22 protein-coding genes are annotated in these 24,902 nt (G+C 71.7%); 8 read left to right on the top strand and 14 right to left on the bottom strand.

Going from position 1 to position 24,902, the window contains the following annotated elements:
* Positions 1-83: 83 nt before the first annotated feature.
* From hpf to mtrA, 5 genes are all read right to left on the bottom strand, one after another.
* On the bottom strand, positions 84-746 hold the full coding sequence (gene hpf / locus QSV35_RS13540; RefSeq protein ID WP_286289315.1) for a ribosome hibernation-promoting factor, HPF/YfiA family: 663 nt from the start codon (positions 744-746) through the stop codon (positions 84-86).
* A gap of 99 nt (positions 747-845) precedes the next feature.
* Positions 846-1,511 carry a ComF family protein gene (locus tag QSV35_RS13535; protein WP_286289314.1) on the bottom strand — a complete coding sequence of 222 codons (666 nt, stop codon included), beginning with the start codon at positions 1,509-1,511 and terminating at the stop codon, positions 846-848.
* Between the two features lie 92 nt (positions 1,512-1,603).
* Positions 1,604-3,289: an LpqB family beta-propeller domain-containing protein gene (locus tag QSV35_RS13530; RefSeq protein WP_286289313.1), complete on the bottom strand. Its 1,686-nt coding sequence runs from the start codon at positions 3,287-3,289 to the stop codon at positions 1,604-1,606.
* Positions 3,286-4,953 (bottom strand): MtrAB system histidine kinase MtrB, encoded by a 1,668-nt coding sequence (mtrB, locus tag QSV35_RS13525; protein ID WP_286289312.1) that lies wholly within the window; start codon positions 4,951-4,953, stop codon positions 3,286-3,288. Before mtrB ends, QSV35_RS13530 begins: the two co-directional genes overlap by 4 nt.
* Positions 4,954-4,968: 15 nt before the next feature.
* The gene (mtrA, locus tag QSV35_RS13520) at positions 4,969-5,649 is read right to left on the bottom strand and encodes an MtrAB system response regulator MtrA (RefSeq protein ID WP_286289311.1); all 681 of its coding nucleotides are present in this window, start codon (positions 5,647-5,649) and stop codon (positions 4,969-4,971) included.
* 147 nt (positions 5,650-5,796) lie between these two features.
* Here mtrA and QSV35_RS13515 point away from each other — a divergent pair, with 147 nt between their 5' ends.
* From QSV35_RS13515 to QSV35_RS13495, 5 genes are read left to right on the top strand one after another with little or no spacing between them, the layout of a single operon-like run.
* Positions 5,797-7,146, top strand: a complete 1,350-nt coding sequence (locus tag QSV35_RS13515; RefSeq protein WP_286289310.1) for a DUF7847 domain-containing protein — start codon at positions 5,797-5,799, stop codon at positions 7,144-7,146.
* The gene (locus QSV35_RS13510; protein WP_286289309.1) at positions 7,143-7,817 is read left to right on the top strand and encodes a DUF4129 domain-containing protein; all 675 of its coding nucleotides are present in this window, start codon (positions 7,143-7,145) and stop codon (positions 7,815-7,817) included. Before QSV35_RS13515 ends, QSV35_RS13510 begins: the two co-directional genes overlap by 4 nt.
* Positions 7,814-9,049, top strand: coding sequence for a DUF4350 domain-containing protein (locus QSV35_RS13505; protein WP_286289308.1), 1,236 nt, complete (start codon positions 7,814-7,816; stop codon positions 9,047-9,049). The genes QSV35_RS13510 and QSV35_RS13505 overlap by 4 nt, the downstream gene beginning before the upstream one ends.
* A complete protein-coding gene (locus tag QSV35_RS13500) occupies positions 9,036-9,986 on the top strand; it encodes an AAA family ATPase (protein ID WP_286289307.1) in 951 nt (316 codons plus the stop codon). Before QSV35_RS13505 ends, QSV35_RS13500 begins: the two co-directional genes overlap by 14 nt.
* The gene (locus tag QSV35_RS13495) at positions 9,986-11,272 is read left to right on the top strand and encodes a DUF58 domain-containing protein (RefSeq protein WP_286289306.1); all 1,287 of its coding nucleotides are present in this window, start codon (positions 9,986-9,988) and stop codon (positions 11,270-11,272) included. Before QSV35_RS13500 ends, QSV35_RS13495 begins: the two co-directional genes overlap by 1 nt.
* A gap of 153 nt (positions 11,273-11,425) precedes the next feature.
* Here the strand turns inward: QSV35_RS13495 and QSV35_RS13490 are convergent, their stop codons facing one another.
* Positions 11,426-12,100, bottom strand: a complete 675-nt coding sequence (locus QSV35_RS13490; RefSeq protein ID WP_286289305.1) for an MIP/aquaporin family protein — start codon at positions 12,098-12,100, stop codon at positions 11,426-11,428.
* 151 nt (positions 12,101-12,251) lie between these two features.
* Here QSV35_RS13490 and QSV35_RS13485 point away from each other — a divergent pair, with 151 nt between their 5' ends.
* Positions 12,252-13,025, top strand: coding sequence for an aquaporin (locus tag QSV35_RS13485; RefSeq protein ID WP_286289304.1), 774 nt, complete (start codon positions 12,252-12,254; stop codon positions 13,023-13,025).
* 51 nt (positions 13,026-13,076) lie between these two features.
* On the opposite strand, the gene katG is transcribed toward QSV35_RS13485, so the two are convergent.
* From katG to QSV35_RS13470, 3 genes are read right to left on the bottom strand one after another with little or no spacing between them, the layout of a single operon-like run.
* Positions 13,077-15,320: a catalase/peroxidase HPI gene (katG, locus tag QSV35_RS13480; protein WP_286289303.1), complete on the bottom strand. Its 2,244-nt coding sequence runs from the start codon at positions 15,318-15,320 to the stop codon at positions 13,077-13,079.
* A 49-nt stretch (positions 15,321-15,369) separates the two neighbouring features.
* Complete coding sequence (locus QSV35_RS13475) at positions 15,370-15,804, bottom strand: Fur family transcriptional regulator (protein ID WP_286289302.1); 435 nt, start codon at positions 15,802-15,804, stop codon at positions 15,370-15,372.
* A gap of 42 nt (positions 15,805-15,846) precedes the next feature.
* Entirely contained in the window at positions 15,847-16,842 is a 996-nt protein-coding gene (locus tag QSV35_RS13470) for a stage II sporulation protein M (RefSeq protein ID WP_286289301.1), read from the bottom strand.
* Between the two features lie 16 nt (positions 16,843-16,858).
* Here QSV35_RS13470 and QSV35_RS13465 point away from each other — a divergent pair, with 16 nt between their 5' ends.
* The gene (locus tag QSV35_RS13465) at positions 16,859-17,665 is read left to right on the top strand and encodes an RDD family protein (protein ID WP_286289300.1); all 807 of its coding nucleotides are present in this window, start codon (positions 16,859-16,861) and stop codon (positions 17,663-17,665) included.
* Position 17,666: 1 nt separating this feature from the next.
* Here the strand turns inward: QSV35_RS13465 and ahcY are convergent, their stop codons facing one another.
* The gene (ahcY, locus tag QSV35_RS13460) at positions 17,667-19,166 is read right to left on the bottom strand and encodes an adenosylhomocysteinase (RefSeq protein WP_286289299.1); all 1,500 of its coding nucleotides are present in this window, start codon (positions 19,164-19,166) and stop codon (positions 17,667-17,669) included.
* A gap of 49 nt (positions 19,167-19,215) precedes the next feature.
* On the bottom strand, positions 19,216-19,422 hold the full coding sequence (locus tag QSV35_RS13455; RefSeq protein ID WP_286289298.1) for a DUF3499 family protein: 207 nt from the start codon (positions 19,420-19,422) through the stop codon (positions 19,216-19,218).
* A gap of 202 nt (positions 19,423-19,624) precedes the next feature.
* Here QSV35_RS13455 and QSV35_RS13450 point away from each other — a divergent pair, with 202 nt between their 5' ends.
* Positions 19,625-20,065 carry a metallopeptidase family protein gene (locus QSV35_RS13450; RefSeq protein ID WP_286289297.1) on the top strand — a complete coding sequence of 147 codons (441 nt, stop codon included), beginning with the start codon at positions 19,625-19,627 and terminating at the stop codon, positions 20,063-20,065.
* Positions 20,066-20,099: 34 nt separating this feature from the next.
* Here QSV35_RS13450 and QSV35_RS13445 read toward each other — a convergent pair whose 3' ends face one another.
* The 3 genes from QSV35_RS13445 to QSV35_RS13435 form a co-directional block, all read right to left on the bottom strand.
* Positions 20,100-21,533 carry a DUF5719 family protein gene (locus tag QSV35_RS13445; RefSeq protein ID WP_286289296.1) on the bottom strand — a complete coding sequence of 478 codons (1,434 nt, stop codon included), beginning with the start codon at positions 21,531-21,533 and terminating at the stop codon, positions 20,100-20,102.
* On the bottom strand, positions 21,530-24,412 hold the full coding sequence (locus QSV35_RS13440; RefSeq protein ID WP_286289294.1) for a glycosyltransferase: 2,883 nt from the start codon (positions 24,410-24,412) through the stop codon (positions 21,530-21,532). The genes QSV35_RS13445 and QSV35_RS13440 overlap by 4 nt, the downstream gene beginning before the upstream one ends.
* A gap of 97 nt (positions 24,413-24,509) precedes the next feature.
* The gene (locus tag QSV35_RS13435; RefSeq protein ID WP_286289293.1) at positions 24,510-24,848 is read right to left on the bottom strand and encodes a WhiB family transcriptional regulator; all 339 of its coding nucleotides are present in this window, start codon (positions 24,846-24,848) and stop codon (positions 24,510-24,512) included.
* Between the last annotated feature and the right edge of the window lie 54 nt (positions 24,849-24,902).

Here is a 24,902-nt window from a genome sequence, read left to right as displayed (position 1 = left end):
GCGACAGCCGGCGAGCGGCCGACAGACCGCGAACAGACGGATGCCCGGAGCCGAACGGCCCCGGGCATCCGTCATTCCTGAGATCAGGAGACCAGCGCCTCTTCCGGCGGCGCGAGGGTCGTCAGCGAGATGACGCCGTAGTCCCAGCCCTTGCGGCGGTACACGACGCTCGGGTGGTCCGTGCGCGCATCGATGAAGAGGAAGAAGTCGTGTCCGACGAGCTCCATGCGGTCGACGGCGTCTTCGACGGTCATCCATTCGGCGCCGAACCGCTTGGTCCGGATGACGACGGGCGTGTAGTCCTCCTCGTCCTCGTTGCCGGTGATGATCGGGATCTCCCCCGTCGCGACGGCCCGCAGCACATCGGCCGACACGGGCTGGACGTCGACGCCGTGCAGCGCGCCGCTCTCCTTGTCGAGCTTGGCTCCGCGCGGGTGCTTACGCCCGTCGACCCGCTTCTCCTTCGCCCGCCGCAGCTGCTCGGAGAGCTTGTCGACCGCGATGTCGAGGGCGGCGAACTTGTCGTTGTCGACAGCCTCGGACCGGACGACCGGCCCCTTGCCGGTCAGTGTGAGCTCCACGGTGGAGTCCTCCATGCGCCCGTTGTGATACGCGCGATGAGTGACCTTGACCTCGAGGCCCTGGGCGCGCGGCGCCAGGTGCTCGATCCGGGACACCTTCTCCTCGACGACCCCGCGGAAGCGATCCGAAACGCTCACTCCCACGCCGACGATGCTGGTTTCCATCCCTGACCTCCTTGTTCCGGTCCCCCCGGCCAAGGGCGGACCTTCGTCGCCTTGTGCCCCCCACCATAGACACGGATCAGCGACCTGTCACGCACGAATTCAGAATGTGTTCACCCCGCCCGTGTAATGCAGCTCCGTCGCCGCCACCGCCGCCGCGCCCACCACGTCGGCTCCTGCGGTCCGCAGCGCCCGGACCGCTTCGTCGAGGGTCGCACCCGTGGTCACGACATCGTCGACGACGAGGATGCGGCGACCCGCCGCATGCCGCGCGCGCATCGTCCCGACTGCGTTGAGGCGCCGCTGGTCGCGCCCGAGAGACCGCTGATCGGCCGCTACGCCCGCCGGCAGGAGCAGCCGCTCGATGCGCAGGCCCGCCCGCCGGGCGATGAGGTCGACCACGCGATAGCCGCGCCTGCGCATCGCCGCCCGTGACGTCGGGACGGGCACGACGATCGCAGGAACCCCGCCCTCCGCAGCGGCGAGAGCCGCCACGGTCACCGACGCAGCGAGCGCGGGGGCGAGCACCCGCACGAGTTCCGTCCGGCCCTGCTCCTTCACGGCGCGGATGACGCGCGCTGCGGCGCCCTCGTACGCGAGACCTGCGTGGACCTTCACGCCCGAGGAGAGACGCCGCGAACGCACCCGGGACTCGAGGTCCACGAGGCACCCCTGGCACAGCACGACGTCAAGCGCCCCGCATCCCGCGCATTCCACCGGGAAGAAGAGCGACAGCGCTTCAGCGAGCGCGGTGCGAACGGCATCCATCCGCCCATCCTCGATCGATCCCCGACCCCGAGGTGCGGCGCGCGAACGTTCGGTGGACAAGGGCCACGCTCGTCTGCCCTCGGGAGGAAGACCTACTGCACGGTCGCGAGGACCCGCACGCCCGAACCGACCGGCGACCAGGTCGATCCGCGCTGCAGGTACAGCGCGCCGTCCGCACCCCGCAGGCGCACGGTCTCCACAGTCGTCAGGCCGGCGAGGGAGACCGCGCCCGGCGGTGCGTCGATCGACTGGGCGGTGCCGCCGACCTGCTGCGCGACGAGCGTGATGCTGTCGCCATCGTGCGCAAGGGCACCGACGGTCGTGTCGTCGAGCCAGTCGAGATTCAGGCCATCGCCGGGGAGCGTCCCGATGACGACCGGGTCGCTGAGCCTCTGCGGCACAAGGGTGTCCGGGTCGCGGATGATGCCGGCGACCTCGAGCAAGGGCCGGCCGCCGACGACGACGATCGCCGCGATGCGCGCGCCATCGTGCGAGACGCGCATCGCTTCGATACGCGAGGCACCGCTCCAGGCCCCCGCGATCGCCCCACCCTTGCCCGCATCGTTGACCGCGCGCACGGCGGTCGGCGCGGCCGCGGGGACTGTCCACACGAAGCCGCGAGGGTCGAGCGTCGGCCCCACGAGCCCCGGGCGCGCATCGATCGCGGCCATCGGACGGCCGGTGCTGAGCATCCCGACAGTACCGTCGTCGAGCCGGAGCGCGGCGGTCTGCCGATCCGCGGACAGCTCGATCGCATTCGGGTGCTGCTGAGCGACCGCTCCATCGAGCCCGGGCAGGGGATCGATCTGACCCTCGGACTGATATAGGCCGAATCCCTTGTCGGTCAGCAGGACAGTCTGCGGCGGAGGCGCCGACGGCGGCGCGAGGACGGTCGCGTCGACCGGAGTCGAGCCGCTCAACATCTTGACGCTCGTGATCCCGGCGGTCGCGAGACTCGCCGTCAACTGGGTCAGCATCCGGTTGAGGGTCGTCTGCTGTATCTGCTGAGTGTCGATGCCCGTCACGTCGACCTGCGCCACCCCGGCGGTCTGCGGAACGGATGCGGACACCCCCACGTTCTCGGGGAACGCCGAGCGGACGCTGTCCATGAGCCATGCGCTCGGCTTCTGCTTGACGAGCGCCTGGACGATGCGCGACGCCGCATTCGTCGCCGGGAACCACCGCACGTCCGGCACGAGGTAGGTCCACGACGTGTCGTAGTACATCAGCGAGTAAGGGTGGAAGACGCTGGCGAACGTCGTCTGGTCCAGCACGATGCCGTCCCGGGCCTTCGTGATGCGCCACTCGCCGTCCGACTGGCGCGCGAGGGAGAACGAAAGGGGCGTCGGCTTGGTCGACGAGACGACGGTGTAACCCCCGTTGGCGTCGACGGACGCGACCGGGCTCACCTGAAGGTCGATGCTGGCGCGCTTGTCATTGTCGGCACCATCGGGCGAATACGACCGGGCTGAAAGGTCATCAACGGTGACACCGGCCGTCGGCTTCCATGTGTCGCGGAACGACGAAGCGAGGAACAGGCGCGCCGTCTCCCAGCCGCCCTGCGGCCCCGATCCTGCCTTGAGGAACCCGTCAACGATCTGCTGGGGGGTCGCACCGCGCTGCGGGCCGTCCGGAAGGAATGCGAATGCGGCATCGCCGGCGTTCTGCCCCGCGGGAAGACCCTGCACGACCGGTCCCGACATGGGCAGCCCCGTGCATGCGGTCAGGGCGACCGCAAGAGCCGCCACGACAGCGGCGATCCCGAACCGGCGCTTCATGAGTCGCTCCCCGATGTCACTCCGATGGGCTGCGTCGCACCGAGGGAGGCAAGCGCGTCCTCGCCGGGATCGACCGGGATCGGCATCGCGCCATCCAGGCGCTGGCCGGCGCGCGGCAGCGTGAGAACGAAATTCGACCCCTTGCCGGGCGCGCTCCAGACGGCGAGAGTCCCGCCGTGCAAGCGGGCGTCGCCGAGCGAGATCGAGAGCCCCAGTCCCGTGCCGCCGATCGTCCGCACCCGTGACGGGTCGGCGCGCCAGAACCGGTCGAAGACCCGGTCGGTCTCCTCCGGCGTCATGCCGAGTCCGAAGTCGCGCACGCCGATCGCAACAGCCTGCTGGTTGGAGTCGACCGTGACGACGATGGGGTGGCCCTCTCCGTGCTCGATCGCATTCCCGAGGAGGTTGCGGACGATGCGGCGGATTCGTCGCGGGTCCATGTCGACCGGGGAATACGCCCCCGGAGCGACGAGCCGCACGCTCGTGTGGTGCTGCTCCGCCAGCTGGCTCATCGACGCGATGACGTCTTCGGCGAGATGCGCGAGACTCGTCGGCTCGAGCTCGAGCTGGACCGAGCCCGCGTCGTATCGGCTGATCTCGAGCAGGTCGGTCAGGAGCGTCTCGAACCGCTGCACCTGCGCGTGGAGGAGCTCGGCGGCGCGGGCGGTAGCCGGATCGAAGTCGTCCCGGCTGTCGTTGAGCATGTCGGACGCCAGACGGATCGTCGTCAGGGGCGTGCGCAGCTCGTGCGAGACGTCGGAGACGAAGCGCTGCTGGACGAGGGACAGGTCCGCGAGCTCCTTGATCTGCGACTCGATGCTGTCCGCCATCGCGTTGAATGAGCGTCCGAGCGTGGCGAGCTCGTCCTCGCCGTGCACCGGCAGCCGTTCGCCGAAATCGCCGGCTGCCAGTTTCGCACTCGTCTCGGCCGCTGCGCTGATGGGGGCGGTCAGCGAGCGCAGCACGAACCACGCGATCGCGCCGATGAGGATGAGCAGGGCGATGCCCACGATCCACAGGGTCGCCTGGATGAAGGACAGGGTCTGGGAGGCGGCGCCGAGATCGTAGGCGAAGTAGAGCTCGTACGGCCCCACCTCGGGCACGGTGATCTGCTGGCCGACGATGATCCCGGCGACCTGCTGGCCCTCGCCCGCCGGCAACGCCACCGACTGCCACCACTGCGGCTCGCCACCGGCGCGCACCTTCGCGCGGAGGTCTGCAGAGATGATCGACTTCTCCAGACCGGTCGTGACGTCCTGCGGCGCGATGGGCGAGTACTTCGCGATTCGGTAGACCGCGATCATGTCAGTGGCAGATTGCTGCTGCAGATTCCGCACGGCTTGCTTCATCAGCAGCTGCAACTGCACGGCGTCACCCTGAGGCTCAGCGGCATCCAGGTACCTCTGCGCGGCCTGCGTCGCGCGGCGCGAGTCGGACTCGACCTGCTGAAGGCGCGACTGGAAGAGGTCGTTCTGGATGGCGAGCGCCATCCACACGCACGCGATGAGGATCGCGAGGGCGGTGAGGGCGACGGTGATGAGCACCGTGCGGAAGCGCAGCGAGCGTCGCCACAGGCTCGCGAGGCTCTCCGGCCACGCGCGCCAGTCGCGCCAGGCGGTGACGGGAGGGCGGGAGGCCGCGGCCGGGGTGGAGGCGGGAGCCATCACGGCCTCACTGGCTCACACCGCGGCGCCGGCCCGGTAGCCGACTCCGCGCACGGTGGTGACGATCTTGGGGTTGTCCGGGTCGCGCTCGACCTTGGCACGCAGGCGCTGGACGTGGACGTTCACCAGGCGCGTGTCGGCCTTGTAGTGATAGCCCCAGACCTGCTCGAGCAGCATCTCGCGCGAGAAGACCTGCTGGGGTTTCGTCGCGAGCGCCACGAGCAGTTCGAACTCGAGCGGCGTGAGGGCGATCGGCTCCTCGCCGCGACGCACCTCGTGACCAGCGACGTCGACCGTGAGGTCGCCGATGCGCAGGTCCTCCCGCACCGTTGAGACGGTCGGGCGCAGGCGCGTGCGGATGCGGGCGACGAGCTCCTTCGGGTTGAAGGGCTTGACGATGTAGTCGTCCGCCCCCGACTCGAGGCCGCGGACGACGTCGGCGGTGTCGGTGCGGGCGGTGAGCATGATGATGGGGACGCCGGATTCCGCACGCACGCGCGTGCAGATCTCGATGCCGTCCATTCCGGGCAGCATGAGGTCGAGGAGGATGAGGTCGGGCCGCTGCGTGCGGAACGCCTCGACGGCCTGCGAGCCGTCGGCGCAGAACGACGTCTCGAAACCCTCCGTGCGCAGCACGATGCCGATCATCTCGGCCAGAGCGGTGTCGTCGTCGACCACCAGGATGCGGGGTGCCATCTGCGCGTGAGTCCTTCTGAGACGTCGAGTCTCGCGACGGCATGACAGAGCCGCCCCGAGCGGGATTTGTCCACAGACTAACGGAAGCACCTTGACAGAGGGGTGGAGGCATGCTGTGCCCGCGCCGTGACGCTCCAGTGTGACAGCATGGGGCACACGGTGCAGGAGCCGGGAGAGCAGGGGATGCGCGTGACCTGGACGACGCCGCAACAGGGCAGGCCCGCGTGGACGCCGCCGCCGCGGCCGGGGATCGTGCCGCTGCATCCCCTCACGTTCGGAGCCGTGCTGGGTCGGTCGTTCACCGCCCTCCGCCAGAACCCGCGCGTGCTGCTCGGATTCGCGCTCCTCGTGCAGGTCGCCGCCTACATCGTCGTCGGCGCGGCGACCGCCGGAGTCGCGTTCGGGGTGTTCTCGCGCCTGGACACCGTGACGCCCGGGAGCGACGACTACAACGCGATCATGGCCGGCTCGTTCGCGATCACCGTGCTCGTCGCCGGCATCCTGGGACTCGCCGCGGGTGTGCTCGGCGTCATCGTGCAGGCCGTCGTCGTCACGGAGGTGGCACACGAGGTCCTCGCGGAGAAGCTGACGCTGAAGGCCCTGTGGCGCCGCGTGCGGCCCGTGGCGTGGCGGCTCATCGGGTACGCCGCGATCCTCGGGGCGGCGGTGCTTCTCGGCGTCGGCGCCGTTGTGCTCGCGATCTCCGGCCTCGCGCTGCTGACGCCGATCGCCGCGGTGCTCGCGGCGATCCTGTCCGTCCTCGGCGGCATCGTGCTGTCGCTGTGGCTCTCCACGAAGCTGCTGCTCACCCCTGCCGCCATCATCCTCGAGCGCGCCACGATCCGTGGCGGCATAGCGAGGTCCTGGCGGCTCACCCGCTCGCGGTTCTGGCCGATCCTGGGCGTCACGATCGTCATCCAGCTGATCTTCCAGGTGCTCGCGCAGATCATCTCGATCCCGTTCAGCCTGCTCGGCTCGACGCTGTCCACGATCATCGCTCCCACTGGAGCCGACGCGACGACGGTGCCGCTGAGCTTCATCATCACCGTCGTCGCCGTGCAGTGCCTCGCCCTGGTCATCTCGGCGATCTCGACGGTGGTCCTCTCGACCGCGACCGCGCTCCTGTATGTCGACTGCCGCATGCGCCACGAAGGTCTCGACCTCGATCTGCTGTCCTACGTGGAACAGCGAGATGCGGGCGCGCCGGGCCTCGCCGACCCGTACACGGTGGGCATCGGGCGCATCGCCGCGCCGCGCCATCCAGCGCCCGCGTACGCCGGGCAGCCCGGGTACGGATATCCGCCCCAGGCGTACCCTGCACTGGGATACCCCGCACCGGGGTATGCCGCACCCCCGGCCGCCTATCCGGCGGCACCGGTGCCGGGCGGCGCACCCGGCGCACCGGCGGCGGCTCCGGCTCCCGCACCGGACGTCGCACCTGCGCCGACGCAGTGGACCGCGCCCGGCGAACGCCCTGACGACCCCTCCACCCCATGATGCTCGTGCTCCTGCCGTTCTCCGACGACGTGCCGCCGCTGACGCCCAGCGGTGACGAGGCGCGCCGCTGGGCCGAGCAGGAGCTCTCGAAGCCCGTCTACGCCGCGGCGCGGCCGACGGTGTTCGACGAGGTCGCCGCCGCCATCCGCGACTTCTTCACGAATCTGTTCCGTGTCTCGCCCGGCGGCGCGTGGGGCTGGTGGATCGCCGCACTCGTCGCGATCGTCGTCGTGCTGCTCGTCATCGGCGCGTTCTTCATCTGGGGGCGTTCGCGCACCGTTCCGCAGACCCGCCGTGCCTCGGATCTCTTCGGCGATGTCGAGGAGCGCACCGCGGCCCAGCTGCGGCGGGCGGCGGATGCGGCCGCCGCACGCGCCGCGTGGGACGAGGCCGTCGTCCTCCGCTTCCGCGCGCTCGCGCGCGGGCTCGATGAGCGGGACGTGGTCCACACCGCTCCGGGCGCGACCGCCCATGGTTTCGCGCGGGCCGCGGGCCGCCGCATCCCTTCGGCCGCCGTGGCGCTCGAGACCGCCGCGACCGCCTTCGACGATGTGCGATACCTCCGGCGGCCCGGCACGCCCGATCTCTACGCGCGCGTGGTCGCGGCGGAGACCGCGACCGCCGACGCGTCTCACTCCCCCGCCCTCGCCGACGCGGGTGCGCCGGCATGACCGCATCACCGCCCTCCGCGCTCGCGGACGCGCCGCCCCGCCCGTCGGACGCCGCGCAGCCGCTCATCCCGTCGGCCGCCGGTCGCCGACGCGGGGGGCGCGTCGCCGCATGGATCGCCATCGGCGCAGGCATCCTCGTCGCCGCCCTCCTCGGGGTGTCTCTGTTCGGCGGCCAGCCGTGGGCGAAGAAGGCGCCCCTCGATCCCGAGTCCGCGGCCCCCGACGGTGCGCGGGCGATCGTCCAGCTCCTGGAGCAGCACGGCGTGCGCGTCGACGTCGTCCGCGATACGCAGAGCGCGCTCGACGCCCTGCACGCCACGGCCGCGACGCTCGCGATGCCGGACAGCCCGTACCTCTCCGACGCACGGCTGCGCGCGGTGGCGGATGCCGCGGCCGATGCCGTCGTGATCGACCCGCGCGCGCGGTCGCTGCGCACGCTCTTCCACGACTCGCGGCCCGCAGGATTCGCGACCGGCGCCCTCGCACCGGCGTGCGACCTGCCCGCCGCGAACCGCGCCGGCGTCATCTCTGTCGCGGCCATCGCCGTCCCGGGGGACGGGGTGTCCGTCTGCTACCCGTCCGGCGATGCCGCGGCCCTGCTGCGGGTGGACCGCGCCTCGGGGCCCCTCAGTGCGCTCGACGGGAAGTCGCTGCTCGCGAACGAGCACCTCGCCGAGCACGGCAACGCGGCGCTCGCGATGAACCTCCTCGGAACGCGCGCCACCCTCGTATGGTTCATGCCGTCGATCGACGACAGCGACCTCTCCGCACCGCCCACCCTCGGCTCCCTCACACCGGAGTGGGTGTCGCCGGTGATCGTGCTGCTCCTCGTCGCCGGTGTCGCGGCAGGAATCTGGCGCGGGCGGCGATTCGGCCCCCTCGTCGAGGAGAACCTGCCTGTCACCGTCCGCATCGGCGAGACCGCGGCGGGACGCGCGCGCCTGTACGCCCGGTCCGGGGATGCGGGGCACGCGCTCGCGCAGCTGCGTCACGGCGCGCGCGGTCGTCTCGCGCGACTGCTGGGCCTCCCGCCGTCCGCATCCGCCGCATCCGTCGCCGACGCGGTCGCCGCCCGTCTGGGGGCGGATCCGCGGATGGTCCACGCCATCCTCATCGACACCGTCCCCGCCGGCGATCGCGACCTCGCTCGCCTCGCCGCCGACCTCCGCGACCTCGAGGACGCCGTGCATGCGGCCGTCCGCCCGGAAGGAACCACGAATGAACGACACTGAACTCCGCGAGGCGATGAACCGCGTCCGGCTCGAAGTCGGCAAGGCGGTGGTCGGACAGGATGGCGCGGTCACGGGGCTCCTGATCGCCCTCCTCGCGCAGGGGCACGTGCTGCTGGAAGGCGTGCCGGGCGTCGCGAAGACGCTTCTCGTCCGCGCGTTCAGCCGCTCGCTCGGCCTCGAGACGAAGCGCATCCAGTTCACCCCGGACCTCATGCCGGGCGACGTCTCCGGATCGCTCGTGTACGACGCGCGGACGGGCGAGTTCGAGTTCCGCGAGGGGCCCGTCTTCACGAACATCGTGCTGGCCGACGAGATCAACCGGACACCGCCTAAGACGCAGGCCGCGCTCCTGGAGGCGATGGAGGAGCGCCAGGTGTCCACCGACGGGGTCTCGCGGCCGCTGCCCGACCCGTTCTTCGTGGCGGCGACGCAGAACCCGATCGAGCACGAGGGCACGTACACGCTGCCCGAGGCGCAGCTCGACCGGTTCCTCCTGAAGCTCCTGATCGACGTGCCGGCGCGCGACGCCGAGCTCGACGTCCTGCGCCGTCACGCACGCGGCTTCCGCCCGCGCGACCTCGGCGAGCTCACGCCCGTCGTGACGGTGCCCGAGCTCCACGCGGCACAGCGGTCTGCATCATCCGTCGACGCCTCCGACGACGTCATCGCGTACATCGTCGACCTCGCCCGGGCGACGCGGCAGAGTCCGTCCGTGCAGCTCGGAGTGAGCCCGCGCGCCGCGACGTCGCTCCTCGCGACGGCGAAGGCCTGGGCGTGGCTCGTGGGCTCCCCCGGGATCACCCCCGATCACGTGCAGACGATGCTCGTGCCGACGTGGCGGCACCGCATCCGGCTGCGCCCCGAGGCGGAGCTCGAGGGCGTGTCCGTCGACGCGATCCTGTCCTCCGTCGTGCAGCAGACCCCCGTCCCGCTCTGATGTTCCTCACCGGCCGGCTCGCCCTCCTCGTCGCCGTCGGCGTTGTCCCCGTCGTCATGCTCGCGGCCGCCGGGGCCTCGCCGTGGGCGGTGGCGGCGGGGTGGATCGTGCTGTGCGCGATCGCGGCCTGTGTGGATGCAGCGGCCGCGGCATCGCCGCGCCGCGTCGACGTCTCGCGGAATCTGCCCGCCCGGGCTCGGCTCGGGGAGCCGGTCGCGGCCGCGCTCACCGTGCGCAACACCGGGACCCGGCGGATCCGGGGCCGGATGCGGGATGCCTGGCAGCCGACCGCGGGCGCACCGGATGCGCGCATCCGCGTCGATCTGCCCCCCGGAGAGCGGCGGACGTACGCGATCCCTCTCCTGCCCCGCCGTCGTGGGGAGCTGCGCACGGGGTTCGTCGTCATCCGCTCGAACGGGCCGCTCGGACTCGCCGGACGTCAAGCGGTCGTCGCCGCTCCCGGGGCGCTGCGGGTGCTTCCGCCCTTCACCGCGCGCCGGCACCTCCCCTCACGGCTTGCGCGGCTGCGCGAGCTCGACGGCGCGACGAGCGTCCAGGTGCGCGGGGCCGGGACCGAGTTCGACAGCCTGCGCGAGTACGTGCGCGGCGACGACGTCCGCTCGATCGACTGGCGGGCGACCGCACGCGCCGGGACGACGATGCTCCGCACGTGGCGCCCCGAGCGGGACCGCCACATCGTGGTCGTCGTCGACACAGGACGCACCGCGGCAGCGCGCGTCGGCGATGGCACGCGCCTGGATGCCGCATTCGAGGCGACGCTGCTCCTCGCCGCCCTCGCGACACGCGCCGGAGACCATCTCCACGTCGTCCTCTTCGACCGCATCCCCCGGGCGCGGGTGACCCGTGTCGAAGGACCCGCACTCCTCCCGGCGCTCGTGGATGCGATGGCTCCCGTCGATCCGCAGCTCATCGACACGGACTGGGACGCGGCGTTCGCCGCTGCGCGGACGCTCGCGACGCATCCGGCGCTCGTCGTGCTCCTGACTGCGCAGGACGAGCCGGAGGCATCCCGCGGCTTCCTCGCGAGCCTCCCCTCGCTCGCCGGCACCCACGTGCTCGTCGGCACCGCGACGGACGAGGATCCCGCTCTCGCCGACGAAGACGCCTACGCGGCCGCGGCCCGCGAGCGGTCGCAGCACGACGCGGACCGCGTCGCAGCCGCCATCCGTCGCGCCGGGGCCGAGGCGATCACGGCTTCCGCCGACGACCTCCCCCCGCGCATCGCCGATCGCTATCTCGCGCTGAAGGCCCTCGGGAGGCTCTGAGCCCCGCTCCTTCTCGTCGACTTGCCGCAGAAGTACGACGCGCCCGGCGTGTCGCGTACTTCTGAGGGAAGTCAACGACGGCGGATCCGACCCCGCGCGGGACGACGAAGCCGGCCCGGGCGCATCGCCCGGGCCGGCTTCGATTCAGGAACGTTACGCCGAAGCGGCGGTCGACTCCTCCGCGGCCACGGCCAGCGGCAGCTTGTCGTGCGTGTTCAGCAGGCGGAACAGAAGCGCCGCAACGGCACCGCCGACGATCGGCGCGACGACGTAGACCCAGAAGGACGCCCACGCGAAGTGGCCCGTGATCGACAGGCCGAGCGCGACGGCAGGGTTGAACGCGCCGCCCGAGATCGGTCCGACGGCGATCGCGCCGACGAGGACCGTCGAGCCGATCGCGAGGCCGTAGAACGAGTTGTTCGCGTTGTCCTTCGACGTGGCGACGTTCAGGACGACGTAGACGAGCACGAGCGTCCACAGCGCCTCGACGAGGAACGAGGGACCGAGCTCGAACTTGCCCGGCGCCTTGGGCGTCGGGAACAGCGCGAAGGTCACGGCCGCACCGAGGGCCGCTCCGACGAGCTGCGCGACGATGTAGACGAGCATGTCCTTCGCGCCGATCGCACCGCGCAGCCACACGCCGACCGAGACCGCCGGGTTCAGGTGCGCTCCGGAGATGTGACCGGTGGCGTAGACGAGGACCATGAGCGCGAAGCCGATGGCGATAGGCGCGAAGACGGATCCGTCGTTGACGGCGCTGATGATCGCGAAGACGAAGAGGAAAGTGCCGATGAACTCGGCAAGTGCACTGCGAAGCGTGCCCGACATGAGGTTCTCCTTCAGAACGAGACGCGGAAGAGCGCGTCCAGGGGACGGAAAAACACTAGCCCACTGTCAGCCCATTCCCAGGTAGTGCGCGCCGTGCGACGGCCATCCACTAGCCTCGGTGCGGACCCCCGCGCATTCGAAGGAGCATTCCGTGAGCGATTCGACGGCATCACCGACCGGCACGACCACTCCCTCCCGCACGGCCGCCCTCATCGCCGAGGCGTTCGGCTCGTTCCTGCTCGTCATCGGGGTCGTCGCGACGGCGCTGTTCGCCGCGGGCTTCGGCGAAGGCACTCCCGCCGCCAACAAGGGCGTGGGATTCCTCGGCGTCGCCTTCGCCGTGGGCCTCACGGTTGTCGTCGGCTTCTACGCGTTCGGCCCGATCTCCGGCGGGCACTTCAATCCGGCCGTCACCATGGGCCTCGCCGCCGCCGGCCGCTTCCCGTGGCGGAAGGTCACCGGCTACGTGCTCGCGCAGGTCGTCGGCGGCGCGATCGCGACGACGGTGGTGGTGCTCATCGGCCTCACCGGTCCCTCCGGGTGGCTCAAGACCGCGCAGGACGGCGGCTTCGCGTCGAACGGATGGGGCGACCTCTCCCCCTCGCACTTCGGGATCGGCGGCGCGATCGTCGTCGAACTGCTGTTCACGGCGATCTTCCTGTTCGTGATCCTCGGGGTCACGCATCCGTCACGCGGCACGAAGTTGGCCGGACTCGCGATCGGCCTGACGCTGACCCTCATCCACATCGCCACGATCCCGATCGACAACACGTCGGTGAACCCCGCGCGCTCGATCGCGACCGCGATCTACGGCGGCGGCGAAGCGCTCGCGCAGCTGTGGGTGTTCATCGTCTTCCCCATCGTGGGCGCGCTCGTGGCGGGCTTCGCGTACAAGGCGCTGTTCGACAGCCCGGACGCGGCCTGAGCGTGACGAAGGCCGGCCACCGGGAGGTGGCCGGCCTTCGTCTTGGCGGATTCAGACCAGGTCGAACCGATCGAGCTCGGTGACCTTCGTCCATGCGGCGACGAAGTCGCGCACGAACTTCGCGTCGGCGTCGTCGCTCGCGTACACCTCGGCGACCGCACGCAGCTCCGAGTTCGAGCCGAACACGAGGTCGGCGCGCGTGCCCACCCAGCGGCTGTCGCCGTTGGCGCCGGCGAACGCATGCTGGCCGGGGTCGAGCGCCCGCCACGAGGTGCCGAGGTCGAGCAGGTTGACGAAGAAGTCGTTCGTCAGCACTCCGGGCCGATCCGTGAGCACGCCGTAGTCCGACCCCTCCCAGTTCGCCCCGAGCACACGCAGTCCGCCGACGAGCACCGTCATCTCCGGGGCCGTCAGCGTCAGCAGGTTGGCCTTGTCGACGAGCAGGTGCTCCCCGGGGAGCGCCGACTCCAGCGCCACCGGGCCGAGGTAGTTCCGGAAGCCGTCGGCTGCCGGCTCCAGGAAGCCGAAGGAGAGCACGTCGGTCTGGTCCTGCGCGGCATCCGTGCGCCCGGGCCGGAACGGAACGGTCACGTCGTGGCCTGCGGCGGCTGCGGCCTGCTCGACGCCTGCGTTGCCCGCGAGCACGATGAGATCCGCCAAGGACACCTTGGTGCCGTCGGTCTGCTCCGCGTCGAACTCGGCCTTCACGCCCTCGAGCGCGGCGAGCACGGTCGCAAGCTCGGTCGGGTTGTTGACAGCCCAGTCCTTCTGCGGCGCCAGACGGATGCGGGCGCCGTTGACGCCGCCGCGCTTGTCGCTTCCACGGAACGTGGATGCCGCAGCCCACGTCGTCGAGACGAGCTGGGCGATCGTGAGGCCGGTCGCGAGGATGCGGGCCTTCAGGTCCGCGGCGTCGTCCTCGTCGATGAGCGGGTGATCGACGGCGGGGATCGGGTCCTGCCAGACGAGCCGCTCTGCCGGCACCTCGGGTCCGAGGTAGCGGGCCGACGGACCCATGTCGCGGTGGGTCAGCTTGAACCACGCACGGGCGAACGCATCGGCGAAGGCTTCCGGATCCTCGGCGAACCGCTTCGAGATCGGCCCGTAGACGGGGTCGAAACGCAGCGCGAGGTCGCTCGTCAGCATGCGCGGCTCCCGCCGCCCCGCGGAGTGCGCGAGCGGCACCATGTCTGCCCCGCCACCGTTCACCGGGCGCCACTGGTGCGCGCCGGCCGGACTCTGCATGAGCTCCCACTCGTACGCGAAGAGGATGTGGAAGAACTCGTCGTCCCAGCGCGTCGGGTGATACGTCCAGGTGACCTCGAGGCCGCTCGTGATCTGGTCGTCGCCCTTGCCGCTGCCGAAGGTGTTCTTCCACCCGAGCCCCTGCTCCCCGAGGCCCGCGGCCTCGGGATCCTCCTCGAGGTTCGCGTCGGACGCCGCACCGTGGGTCTTGCCGAACGTGTGGCCGCCGGCGATGAGTGCCACCGTCTCCTCGTCGTTCATCGCCATCCGGGCGAACGTCTCGCGGATGTCGCGCGCCGACGCCAGAGGGTCGGGGTTGCCGTTCGGGCCCTCCGGGTTCACGTAGATGAGCCCCATCTGCACCGCCGCGAGCGGCTTCTGGAGCTCCCGGTCGCCCGAGTAGCGCTCGTCGCCGAGCCAGGTCGTCTCCGGGCCCCAGTACACGTCGTCGTCGGGCTCGAAAGCGTCCACCCGGCCGCCCGCGAAGCCGAAGGTCTTGAAGCCCATCGTCTCGAGCGCGACGTTGCCGGCGAGGATCATGAGGTCGGCCCACGAGATGCTCGCGCCGTACTTCTTCTTGACGGGCCACAGCAGACGCCGCGCCTTGTCGAGGCCGACGTTGTCGGGCCAGCTGTTCAGCGGTGCGAAGCGCTGCTGGCCGGTTCCGCCGCCGCCGCGGCCGTCCATCACGCGATACGTGCCCGCGGAGTGCCACGCCATCCGCACGATGAGCGGGCCGTAGTGGCCGAAGTCCGCGGGCCACCAGTCCTGCGAGACGGTGATGGTCTCGGCGATGTCCTTCTTCAGCTGCTCGTAGTCGAGCGCGGCGAACGCCGCGCGGTAGTCGAAGTCTTCTCCTAGCGGGTTCGCGACCGCCGGGTCCTTCGCCAGCAGTCGCAGGTTGAGCCGTGTCGGCCACCACTCCTGGTTCGCGGTGCCGGATGTGGGGTGGGGCCGGCCGTGCACGACGGGACAGCGTCCCGCCTCCGGGGTGTCGATATCGATGACGTCCTGATCGATGTCTGCCGTGTTCTCGGCGTGCTCGGTCATGCGTTTCCTTCCTTGTCAGGGGTATCGGCGGAGGGGTCTGCGGCAGGGGCTACGCCCCGGCGGAAGCGACGGAGGAGGATGCGGCGCACGCGGCGCACAGCCCCCAGAAGGTGACCTCGGCGGACTGCACGACGAAGCCCTGCGCATCCGAGGGCGTGAGACACGGGGCTGCGCCGACGACGCAGTCGACGTCTGCCACCGCACCGCAGCCCGTGCACACCACGTGATGATGGTTGTCGTCGACGCGCAGCTCGTAGAGGCCCGGGCGCCCCTCGGGCTCGATGCGCCGGACGATGCCCGCCGCGGCGAAGTCGGTGAGCGCGTTGTAGACGGTCTGCAGATTGGCGTCCGGATCGGACGCGCGCACCCGCGCGAGCACGGCGTCCGCGGGAGCGTGCGGCATCCCGCGCAGCGCGTCGTACACCGCACGGCGGGGAGCAGTCACGCGCAGGCCCGCGCCGCGCAGGATCTCGTCGGTGGCCACCCCACCACGGTAGCGCGTTGTTTTGATCAGCTCAAAAGAACGTCAGCCCGCAACGAGCCTCTCTGTGCCGCGCTCCCCCTCGGTGAGGTCGCCGGTCTCCCCCGCGCGCTGGGCACGGCCGCCGACGACGAGCATGTACACGAGGAACGCCGCGAGCGCCATCGCGCCGATCGCGACCTTGATCGGCCACGGCCAGTACGTCGGCGTGACGAAACCCTCGATCGCACCCGAGACGGCCAGGCTGCCGATGAGACCCACGGCCACGGTGGCGAGCGATCGTCCGGCCGCGGCGAGCGCGGCACCGCGCGAACGCCGACCCGGCGCGACCCATGCCCAGAAGACGTGAAGACCGGCGGCGGCGGCGACGAAGATGCTCGTGAGCTCGAGGAGCCCATGCGGCGCGATGAACTGGAGGAGGATGTCGCCCTTGCCGAACGCGATCATCACCGCCGACGTCGTCCCGACGCCGACGGCGTTCTGCATGAGGGTGTAGACCGGCCACACCCCGGTCACGCCGAACAGGACGCACTGCACGGCGATCCAGGCGTTGTTGGTCCAGACGCTCGCCGCGAACACCGCGTTCGGGTCCTTGCGGTAGTAGTCGAGGAAATCCTGGTCGGCGAGGTGCTGCAGCTGCGCGCGCGAGCCGAGGGCGGCGAGGGCCGATGCATCCTGCGAGATCCAGAACGCGACGAGCGAGGCCACGATGAAGAACCCGACCGCGATCGCGAGCGTCGTCCATCGCAGGCGGTACAGGGCCGCGGGCAGCTGGCGCACGAAGAAGCGCGGGATCTGACGCAACACGGGGTCGGATGTCGCAGTCAGGCGCAGGCGCGCACGCGCGAGCAGCGTCGACACGTGATCACCGAGGACCGTGCGACCCGCGGACGTCTTGATGTCGGCGAGGTCGGCGGATGCCGCGCGGTAGCGCGTGACGAGCTCGTCGACCTCCGCGCCGGTCAGCCGGCCACGGCGGCCGAGCTCGTCGAGGCGCGCCCATTCCTCGTGCCGTACGGCGACCAGGGCGTCGAGGTCCATGCGGTTTACTGTAGCCATGCCCGCACCGATCGCCGTCGCGCAGGACGAAGTCCTCACCGGCGAGGCCGTCGCGCTCGACGTGCAGCCGGTGGGCTTCTTCCTCCGGGCGCTCGGCCTCATGATCGACGTCGCCGCGACGATCGGCGTGCTGCTGCTGTTCGTCTGGGCGGGCGTCTGGCTCTCCGCGATGGGCGTCATCGACGCCGCGAGCGCGCGCATCGCGTACGTGGTCATCGTGGTGCTGGTCCTCGTGGTGGTGCCGACGACCGTCGAGACCCTCTCCCGCGGCCGCAGCCTCGGCAAGCTCGCGGTCGGCGGGCGCATCGTCCGCTCCGACGGCGGTGCCGCGGGCTTCCGGCACGCGTTCATCCGCGCCCTCGTCGGGATCCTCGAGATCTGGATGACGGCCGGAGCCATCGCCGCGGTGACGGGAGCGTTCACACCCCGATCGCAGCGGCTCGGCGACCTCCTGGCCGGCACCTACAGCGAGCGCACCCGCACACCGCGGATGCCTGACGCCGGCCCCGGGCTCCCGCCCGGGCTCGACGCGTGGGCGCAGATCGCGGACGTCGCCCGTCTGCCCGACGCCCTCGCCCGCCGGTGCGCGCAGTTCGTGCGTCAGGCGCCGAACATGGAACCCTCAGCGCGCCTGCGGCTGGCCGCATCCCTCGCCGACGAGGCGGCCCTCTTCGCCTCCCCCGTCACGCACACCGACCCCGAGACGTTCGTGCGTGCCGTCGTCGCCGTGCGACGCGACCGCGAGCAGCGCGCCCTCGAACTCGAGAACGCGCGGGTCGCCGACCTGCTGAGAGGTGTCGGGTAGCTCAGTACCGGTAGTGGTCGAGCTTGTACGGGCCCTCGACCGGCACGCCGATGTACGCGGCCTGCTCCGTGGTCAGTTGCGTGAGCTCGACGCCGAGGGCGGCGAGGTGGAGCCGCGCGACCTTCTCGTCGAGCGCCTTGGGCAGCACGTAGACGCCGAGGGGGTACGCATCCCGGTTGGCGTAGAGCTCGATCTGGGCGAGCACCTGGTTCGTGAAGGATGCGCTCATGACGAACGACGGGTGGCCGGTCGCGTTGCCGAGGTTGAGCAGGCGGCCTTCGCTGAGGACCAGGATGCTGCGCCCGGTCGGCAGCCGCCACTCGTGCACCTGCGGCTTGATCTCGATGCGCTGGGCGCCGGGGACGGCGGCGAGGCCGGCCATGTCGATCTCGTCGTCGAAGTGGCCGACGTTGCCGACGATGGCGAGGTGCTTGAGCGCGAGCATGTTGTCCACCGTGACGACGCGGGTGTTCCCCGTGCCGGTGATCACGATGTCGACGTCGCCCGCGACGTCGTCGAGGCGTGCGACCTGGTAGCCGTCCATCGCGGCCTGCAGGGCGCAGATCGGGTCGATCTCGCCGACGATCACGCGGGCGCCCTGGCCGCGCATCGCCTCGGCCGCACCCTTGCCGACGTCGCCGTAGCCTGCGACGAACACCGTCTTGCCTCCGATGAGGACGTCGGTGGCGCGGTTGATGCCGTCGGGCAGCGAGTGGCGGATGCCGTAGACGTTGTCGAACTTCGACTTCGTGACGGAGTCGTTCACGTTGATCGCCGGGAAGAGCAGGTCACCGGATGCCGCGAGCTCGTACAGGCGGTGGACGCCCGTGGTCGTCTCCTCGGTCACTCCGATGAGACCCTCGGCCATGCGCGTGAAGCGCTGGGGGTCGCGCGCCAGGCTCGCCCCAAGGGTGTCGAGGATGATGCGGTACTCCTCGCTCACGGTCCCCGAACCGCTCACGGTCCCCGAGCCCGTCGAGGGGTCATCGGCATCCGGAACCGCACCCGCCGCCTCGAACTCGACGCCCTTGTGGACGAGGAGCGTGGCGTCGCCGCCGTCGTCGAGGATGAGGTTCGGGCCGTCGAAGCCCTCGTTCGACCAGTCGAAGATGCGGTCGGCGAGCTGCCAGTACTCCTCGAGCGTCTCGCCCTTCCAGGCGAAGACGGGAACGCCCTGCGGGTCGTCGACGGTGCCGGTCGGGCCCACGACGACGGCCGCGGCCGCCTCGTCCTGCGTGGAGAAGATGTTGCAGCTCGCCCAGCGCACCTGCGCGCCGAGCGCGGTGAGCGTCTCGATGAGGACGGCGGTCTGCACCGTCATGTGCAGCGATCCCGCGATCCGGGCGCCCTTCAGCGGCTGGCTGGGCCCGAACTCGGCACGCAGGGCCATGAGCCCCGGCATCTCGTTCTCGGCGAGCCGCAGCTGGTGACGGCCGGCCTCCGCGAGCGAGATGTCCTTGACGGCGTAGTCGATGCGGGTGTTCACATAGGTCTCCGGCATTCCGCTATTCTCCCACGCGCCCGCGTCGTCGCGGCAGCCGGGGCGACCGTCAGAGACGCAACGTCTCGTGGCGGATGACGACCCACCCGCGCGGCACCGACAGTCGCTCGGTGTGCATCGCGCACAGGTCGTGCGCGTGCGGGTCGGCCTCACGCCCAAGAGGACCGATGGCGGCCATCTGATCGGCGTAGTCGTACGTCAGCGTCGCCACGGCCTCCTTGGAGCAGCCGACCTTGGAACACTGTCTCTCGCGCATCGGCATAACGCTAGCGGCAGGGCCGGACACTCCCCGGTCACGGCGCGCCGCACGTGTTCCCGGCTGCGCTCCGGCGCACGGATGGCGAGAGATTCCACGCTCGGCGATCGAATCCGGCCCGAACCTCTCGCCATCCGTGGATCCTCTCGCCATCCGTCCACGCGCCGCCCGTGTCGAGAACACTGCCGAATAGGATGGACGCATGCTGCGACGCCGGGCTCCCCGATCCGCCTCCGCGCCGGTCGCGCGCCCGTCGCGGCACGGGCGGCACGGCCGCGAGGGCCGCAGCCCCGTCGTGCGTCCGCCCCTTCCGCCGCTCGAGACGCGCATCGACCGGTTCGAGCTCGCCGTCGGCACGGCGGCGGAGTTCCTCCGCTCGGCCTGGCCGGAGCTTCGCGACGTCCGGTTCGAGATCGGCGATCTTCCGCCCGCGGCCGATGGCGAGGGCATCCCGCGCTGGTTCGTCTCGTCTGCCGAGAAGCGCATCGTGCTCTACCGCATCCCCATCGAGCGCCTCTCGCACCTCCACCGCACCGACGACCTGCACCGGCGGATGGCGATCGAGGCGAACGTGTTCCGCGCCGCGGCGGAGTACCTCGACCGCGACCCGTGGGACCTCGGCCCCGACCGCTTCCACTTCTGAGCGGGCCTCGAGCCGCGCGCGCGAGAGCGAGGCGTCAGCCGGGATAGACCACGATGCCGTGGGCCGCCGCATCCGACGGCCACACCGGAATCGCCGCGAGCGCGTCGCCGGTCGTCCCGCTCCCCCCGACACGGGAGTAGGAGATCGTCGCGCGCACCTTCGCCCCGCCCTGGGGATCGAGCGTGTACGTCGCAAGCGGGGACACGGGGACGTCGACCGCGCGTCCGGCCGGGATCGTGACCGACCGGACCGCTCCCCCGACCGGCGTCAGTTTCACGGCCACGGGTGCCGTTCCGGGGTTGGCGATCGACAGCACGGACGAGGGGCCTGCGGGCACGGCGAAGAGGGTGGATGCCGCGATCTCCGGCGCAGCCGGGTACCAGGCGAAGTCCGCGCCCTGCCCGAAGCCGGTGGTGGACCACACCGCCGAGACGATCCGCTGGTCGGCGGCGACGCGGACGGTGTGAACGCCGGCGGGAAGGCCCGCCAGCTCGAGCTCGGCGGGGAGCCCCGCCTTCAGCGGGATCTTCTGCGTGAGCTCGGTGGCGCCGGTTGATCCCACGACCGTGACGGTGGCGGTCGCGTCCGCAAGAGGTGAGAGAACGCGGAGCACGGTCGTCGGGTTGTCCGTGCTCGTCTGCGCGGCCTGTGCGATGACGGCGACGCCCGGGATGATCTGCAGCTTGTCGGCCGACGACACCGCGCTCACCTGATCGACGCCGCCGGGGACCAGCGTCCTGGTGAGGCTCGTCTGCAGCGCCGCACGCACCGGGGCACCCGATGCCTCGACGTGCACGACGGGAGCCTGCTCTCCGAGGATGAGGCCCGCCAGCGGGAGGACGCGCTCGCTGGCGGGCGGGATGACGACGCCTCTGCCTCCCGGAGGCACCTGCGCCCCGAGCGCTCCGTACACAGTCAGATCGACGGTCGCGGCCACTGCACCGGGGTTCGCGAGCAGCACGAGGTCGGACGCACCGGTCGTCGTCGCTCCGCCGACGAGCCAGGACTCCATGCGCGGCGACTGACAAGACGATGCCGCGAGGCCGGCGAGGTCGGAGGCCTGCACGCTCGCACTGCCCGCACCCGCGACCTCCGAGCGCACGCCGTCCTGCGGGGCGGCGGTGAGCACCGTCGGGCCCGCGCCTCGCGCGTCAGGCACCGCGAGCGTCGACTCCGTCGGCGCGGGATCCCCGTCGGGCACGCCGACCGCGAGGCTCTGCGTCGCCGCGACCGACAGCGCCGCCGCATTCGACGCATTGCGTCCGAGGGCGAGAAGCGGGCCTCCGCACACGACGACGGTCGAGGCGGGCGCCGGCTGGGCGGTGACCTGGACGGGAGCTTGCGTGTGCGTCGGCCACGGGATGGCGACGGCGGTCACGACGGCCGTCACGAAGACGGCCGACACGAGCGCGCCGGCGAGCACGCGGGCGCCCGTGGACGCCATGCGGAGGATGCGGCGGTCGCTCATCGTCCCTCCTGCCAGTAGGGGCCGACGATGCGCGGCGCACGCCGCGCGGCCCGCCGCGATGCCCGCGTCGGGATCGCGAGAAGGAGGGCGACGAGGAAGACGGCGAGCTGGACGACCGCGATCGCGACGGACAGCCGGTGCGCGTCTTCGCCCGGCTCGGCGCGGCCGGGAACGCTCTGCGCGACTCTCCAGAGTGTGCCCTTGGCGGTCGCACCGACGGGCTCGAGGCCGTCGCGCTGGTCGAGCGCCGTCGCCGCGGCGAGGCGGAGGGCGCGTGCCTGGTCCGATTCGTCGGCTCGGTCTGGGCCCAGCACGACGTAGCCGATGCCGTGGGCGGCGAGCCGCGCGACGGCATCCGGCGAGGTGCTGGTCACGAGGTCCGCGGTGAGGGCGGCGACTTCGCGGTCGCCCGGGGTCGCCGAGAGCGCCGTCGAGAACACCGTCGAATGCGCACCGAGCGATTCGCTCTCCCCCCACACGACATCGGATCCGGCGGCACCCGAGTCGAGCGCCGTGATCGTGAAGGTGCCGACGTGGGGGTTCTGGAGCCCCGCCGCTGCGACGTAGGCGGGGAGGGTCGAGACGGGTCCGTTCGTGAGGAGGTCCACGCCGCGCGCTCCCGCGGTGAGCGCCGGGAACGCCACGATCGCGAGGGCGGCCATGACGACGGCTGCTGCGACGGTGCGGACGAGGCGCACGCGCACGGCGAGGCCGGCATCGAGGAACACGACCGCTGCTCCGACGGCGCCCGCCCAGGCGAGGCTGAGACCGGCGCCCGGCCAGATCGCGGTCGTCGTATCGGCGGTGGATGCCACCGAGATCGCCACCGCGCCGAATGCCGTCGCCGTGCCGAGCGCGGCGACTACGAGCAGCACGATGCCGGCCGCCCATCGCTGCGTGAACGGGGCGAGGAGAGCGAGGACCGCGATGGGCGCCACGAGGATCGGCACCCACCACGTGGCAGCGCCGGTCAGTCCCCACTGGTGCAGGAGCTGACCCCATCCACCAGGGTCCGTCGTCGGGAAGCCCGCGGCCAGGAGCGCTCGTCCGGTGACGGTGGGCGCCACCTGCGGTCCCGCCCACGTGACGCCGGGGTCGGCGAGCAGCCCCCACGGGTTGCCCGCCCGCAGCTGCCGCCACACGAGCGGGAACGCGAGTGCGATCGTCAGGACCACGAGCCACAGGACGCGCGCGAGGCCGCGGCCTCCCCGCACCACGATGGTCAGCACGATCATGCCGATCCAGATGACGATGACGGCAGGTGCGAGCGACGGCGCGCACGCGACGACGCCGGCCAGGGCGATGGATGCCGCTCCCGCGGCGGACCACGACCGATGCGCGACCGATCCGGCGAAGAAGACCCACGGGAGGAGGAGGTGGACGAGGACGCCGGTCGGCCTCGCGTCCACGAGCGAGGCCAGGAACGTCGGAGCCAGCCCCCACGCGACGGCCACGACGATGCGCAGGAGCGGTCGGCTGGTCACGCGGGTCGCCGCGAACCAGCCGCCGAGGACGGCGAGAGGCAGCGCGAGGATCCACAGCACGACGAGCGCCCGCGAAGGGTCGGCCGGTGCGAGCGACCCGATGACGGCCACCACTCCGGCGAACGGGTCGGCGGGCGTGACCCCCTCGAGGCCGGTTCCGCGCAGCCCATACGCCGCATCGGCCCACAGCTGGGCGACGGTCGAGCGCAGCGGCTGCAGCGCTCCGCCGCCGAGCACGGGCCACGCGAGGAGCGCCGGGAACGCCGCGATCGAGACGACGAGCGCAGCGAGCACGACCCAGGCGCCACCGCCCGTGAAGAAGCGCAGGTCGTCTCGGACGACCGCGTGATCGCCCCCAGCCTCGTCGTCCTCGGCTCCGAAGCGCTGGCGAAGCTGCGCCGCGCTCACCCGCAGCGGCGCGAGCTGCGGCCACGGAACGGCGCGGATGCGGCGGATCCGAGCCCGCGCTCGCGCGGCCTCGTCCACCCGGACGAGAGCCACGACGGCAGCACCCCATTCGGGCGGCACGGCCCCGGGCGTCTTGGCGAGGAGAGCGAGCAGCGTGCGCCACAGCGCGAGCGGCAGGAGGGACAGCCAGTGCAGCGGAACGGCAACGCCGGGCGCGTACGCGAGCCGTCGCTGCAGCTGCGCCCGTCTGGTCGCGTACGCGATGCGCCGTCGGCGCCCGGCGTCGACCGGGAGCGGCAGCCCCGCGGCGCCGTCCCCGGCGACGGCGACGAGCGCCCCCGGCACGAGGCTGACGCGGGACCCGCCGAGCCGCGCGCGCACCGAGAGGTCGAGACCCTCGTCGGCGCCGGCGAGCGCACGATCGAGTCCGCGCAGCTGCCGCCACGCGTCTGCGCGCACCAGCAGCCCGCGGACATCGGCGCCGAGCGCATCCTCGTCGCGGTCGCGCTGGCCCTGGTCGAGCTCGCCGTCAGCGAGGCCGACGCTGCGCCCGAGGCGCGTCATCGTGACGCCGAGCGAGGCGATCTCCGTGCGGTCGTCCCAACGGACGAGCTTGGGGGCGGCGATCGCGACGGAGGGCGCGAGTTCGAGCTCTCCGGCCAGCCGAGCCAGCGCCTCGGGCTCCGGTGCGGTGTCCTGCGCGAGGAGCCACACGGCATCCCCCGGCCCGTCCTCGACCGGGCCGTGGTTCCCCGCGATCTCGAGCGCTGCCGCGTAGCCGGTGCCCGCGGGCGCGGTCACGACGGCGGCGGAACCGGATGCGGCTGCCTTCGCCAGCGTGTCGTCCGATCCGCACAGCACGACGGTGACGGCATCCGGCCGCCGCGACTGCGCATCGACGGCCCGCAGCGTCCGGCGAAGATGGAACGCGGCGGGCGCGCGCCCATCGGGGCGCACGACGATGAGGGCGTGGACTCGGGCCGGCATGACCCAGCCAGACTATGCACGCAGGCACCGCCCGGCGGGGCGCACGCGCCGATGACGGCGAATCGCCGCCCGAACCCGTCGCGCGTCGCCGCGGTCGTCAGGCGCGCCGCTTGAGCTTGCGCCGCTCGCGCTCGCTCAGGCCGCCCCAGATGCCGAACCGCTCATCGTTGCGGAGCGCGTACTCGAGGCATTCCGTGCGCACGTCGCACGACGTGCAGATGCGCTTCGCATCCCGCGTCGAGCCACCCTTCTCCGGGAAGAACGCCTCCGGATCCGTTTGAGCGCACAATGCGTCGGTCTGCCACGCGAGCGGATCGTCGTCTTCGAGGTGCGGCTTGCGCACCGCCTCCAGACGCCGGACCCCGGGGACGCCGAGATCGACTGGATCGACGAACCAGTCCTCGGGTACTCCCGACCGATATTGTGAGACCCCCATCTCGCTTCCCCCCTCTGCCCTGCTCTCCGGAGATTGTGTGCCCCGGTACGGATA

Source organism: Microbacterium candidum, from assembly GCF_030315975.1.
In the GTDB taxonomy this organism is placed as follows: Bacteria; Actinomycetota; Actinomycetes; order Actinomycetales; family Microbacteriaceae; genus Microbacterium; species Microbacterium candidum.
The sequence above is the reverse complement of the archived record's forward strand: the minus strand, read 5'-3'. Positions and strand labels throughout refer to the sequence as shown.

Bases quoted from the DNA above. Each gene is read 5' to 3' on its own strand.
- hpf (WP_286289315.1), bottom strand. From the start codon at position 746: ATGGAAACCAGCATCGTCGGCGTGGGAGTGAGCGTTTCGGATCGCTTC.
- QSV35_RS13535 (WP_286289314.1), bottom strand. From the start codon at position 1,511: ATGGATGCCGTTCGCACCGCGCTCGCTGAAGCGCTGTCGCTCTTCTTC.
- QSV35_RS13530 (WP_286289313.1), bottom strand. From the start codon at position 3,289: ATGAAGCGCCGGTTCGGGATCGCCGCTGTCGTGGCGGCTCTTGCGGTC.
- mtrB (WP_286289312.1), bottom strand. From the start codon at position 4,953: ATGGCTCCCGCCTCCACCCCGGCCGCGGCCTCCCGCCCTCCCGTCACC.
- mtrA (WP_286289311.1), bottom strand. From the start codon at position 5,649: ATGGCACCCCGCATCCTGGTGGTCGACGACGACACCGCTCTGGCCGAG.
- QSV35_RS13515 (WP_286289310.1), top strand. From the start codon at position 5,797: ATGGGGCACACGGTGCAGGAGCCGGGAGAGCAGGGGATGCGCGTGACC.
- QSV35_RS13510 (WP_286289309.1), top strand. From the start codon at position 7,143: ATGATGCTCGTGCTCCTGCCGTTCTCCGACGACGTGCCGCCGCTGACG.
- QSV35_RS13505 (WP_286289308.1), top strand. From the start codon at position 7,814: ATGACCGCATCACCGCCCTCCGCGCTCGCGGACGCGCCGCCCCGCCCG.
- QSV35_RS13500 (WP_286289307.1), top strand. From the start codon at position 9,036: ATGAACGACACTGAACTCCGCGAGGCGATGAACCGCGTCCGGCTCGAA.
- QSV35_RS13495 (WP_286289306.1), top strand. From the start codon at position 9,986: ATGTTCCTCACCGGCCGGCTCGCCCTCCTCGTCGCCGTCGGCGTTGTC.
- QSV35_RS13490 (WP_286289305.1), bottom strand. From the start codon at position 12,100: ATGTCGGGCACGCTTCGCAGTGCACTTGCCGAGTTCATCGGCACTTTC.
- katG (WP_286289303.1), bottom strand. From the start codon at position 15,320: ATGACCGAGCACGCCGAGAACACGGCAGACATCGATCAGGACGTCATC.
- QSV35_RS13470 (WP_286289301.1), bottom strand. From the start codon at position 16,842: ATGGACCTCGACGCCCTGGTCGCCGTACGGCACGAGGAATGGGCGCGC.
- QSV35_RS13465 (WP_286289300.1), top strand. From the start codon at position 16,859: ATGCCCGCACCGATCGCCGTCGCGCAGGACGAAGTCCTCACCGGCGAG.
- ahcY (WP_286289299.1), bottom strand. From the start codon at position 19,166: ATGCCGGAGACCTATGTGAACACCCGCATCGACTACGCCGTCAAGGAC.
- QSV35_RS13455 (WP_286289298.1), bottom strand. From the start codon at position 19,422: ATGCGCGAGAGACAGTGTTCCAAGGTCGGCTGCTCCAAGGAGGCCGTG.
- QSV35_RS13450 (WP_286289297.1), top strand. From the start codon at position 19,625: ATGCTGCGACGCCGGGCTCCCCGATCCGCCTCCGCGCCGGTCGCGCGC.
- QSV35_RS13445 (WP_286289296.1), bottom strand. From the start codon at position 21,533: ATGAGCGACCGCCGCATCCTCCGCATGGCGTCCACGGGCGCCCGCGTG.
- QSV35_RS13440 (WP_286289294.1), bottom strand. From the start codon at position 24,412: ATGCCGGCCCGAGTCCACGCCCTCATCGTCGTGCGCCCCGATGGGCGC.
- QSV35_RS13435 (WP_286289293.1), bottom strand. From the start codon at position 24,848: ATGGGGGTCTCACAATATCGGTCGGGAGTACCCGAGGACTGGTTCGTC.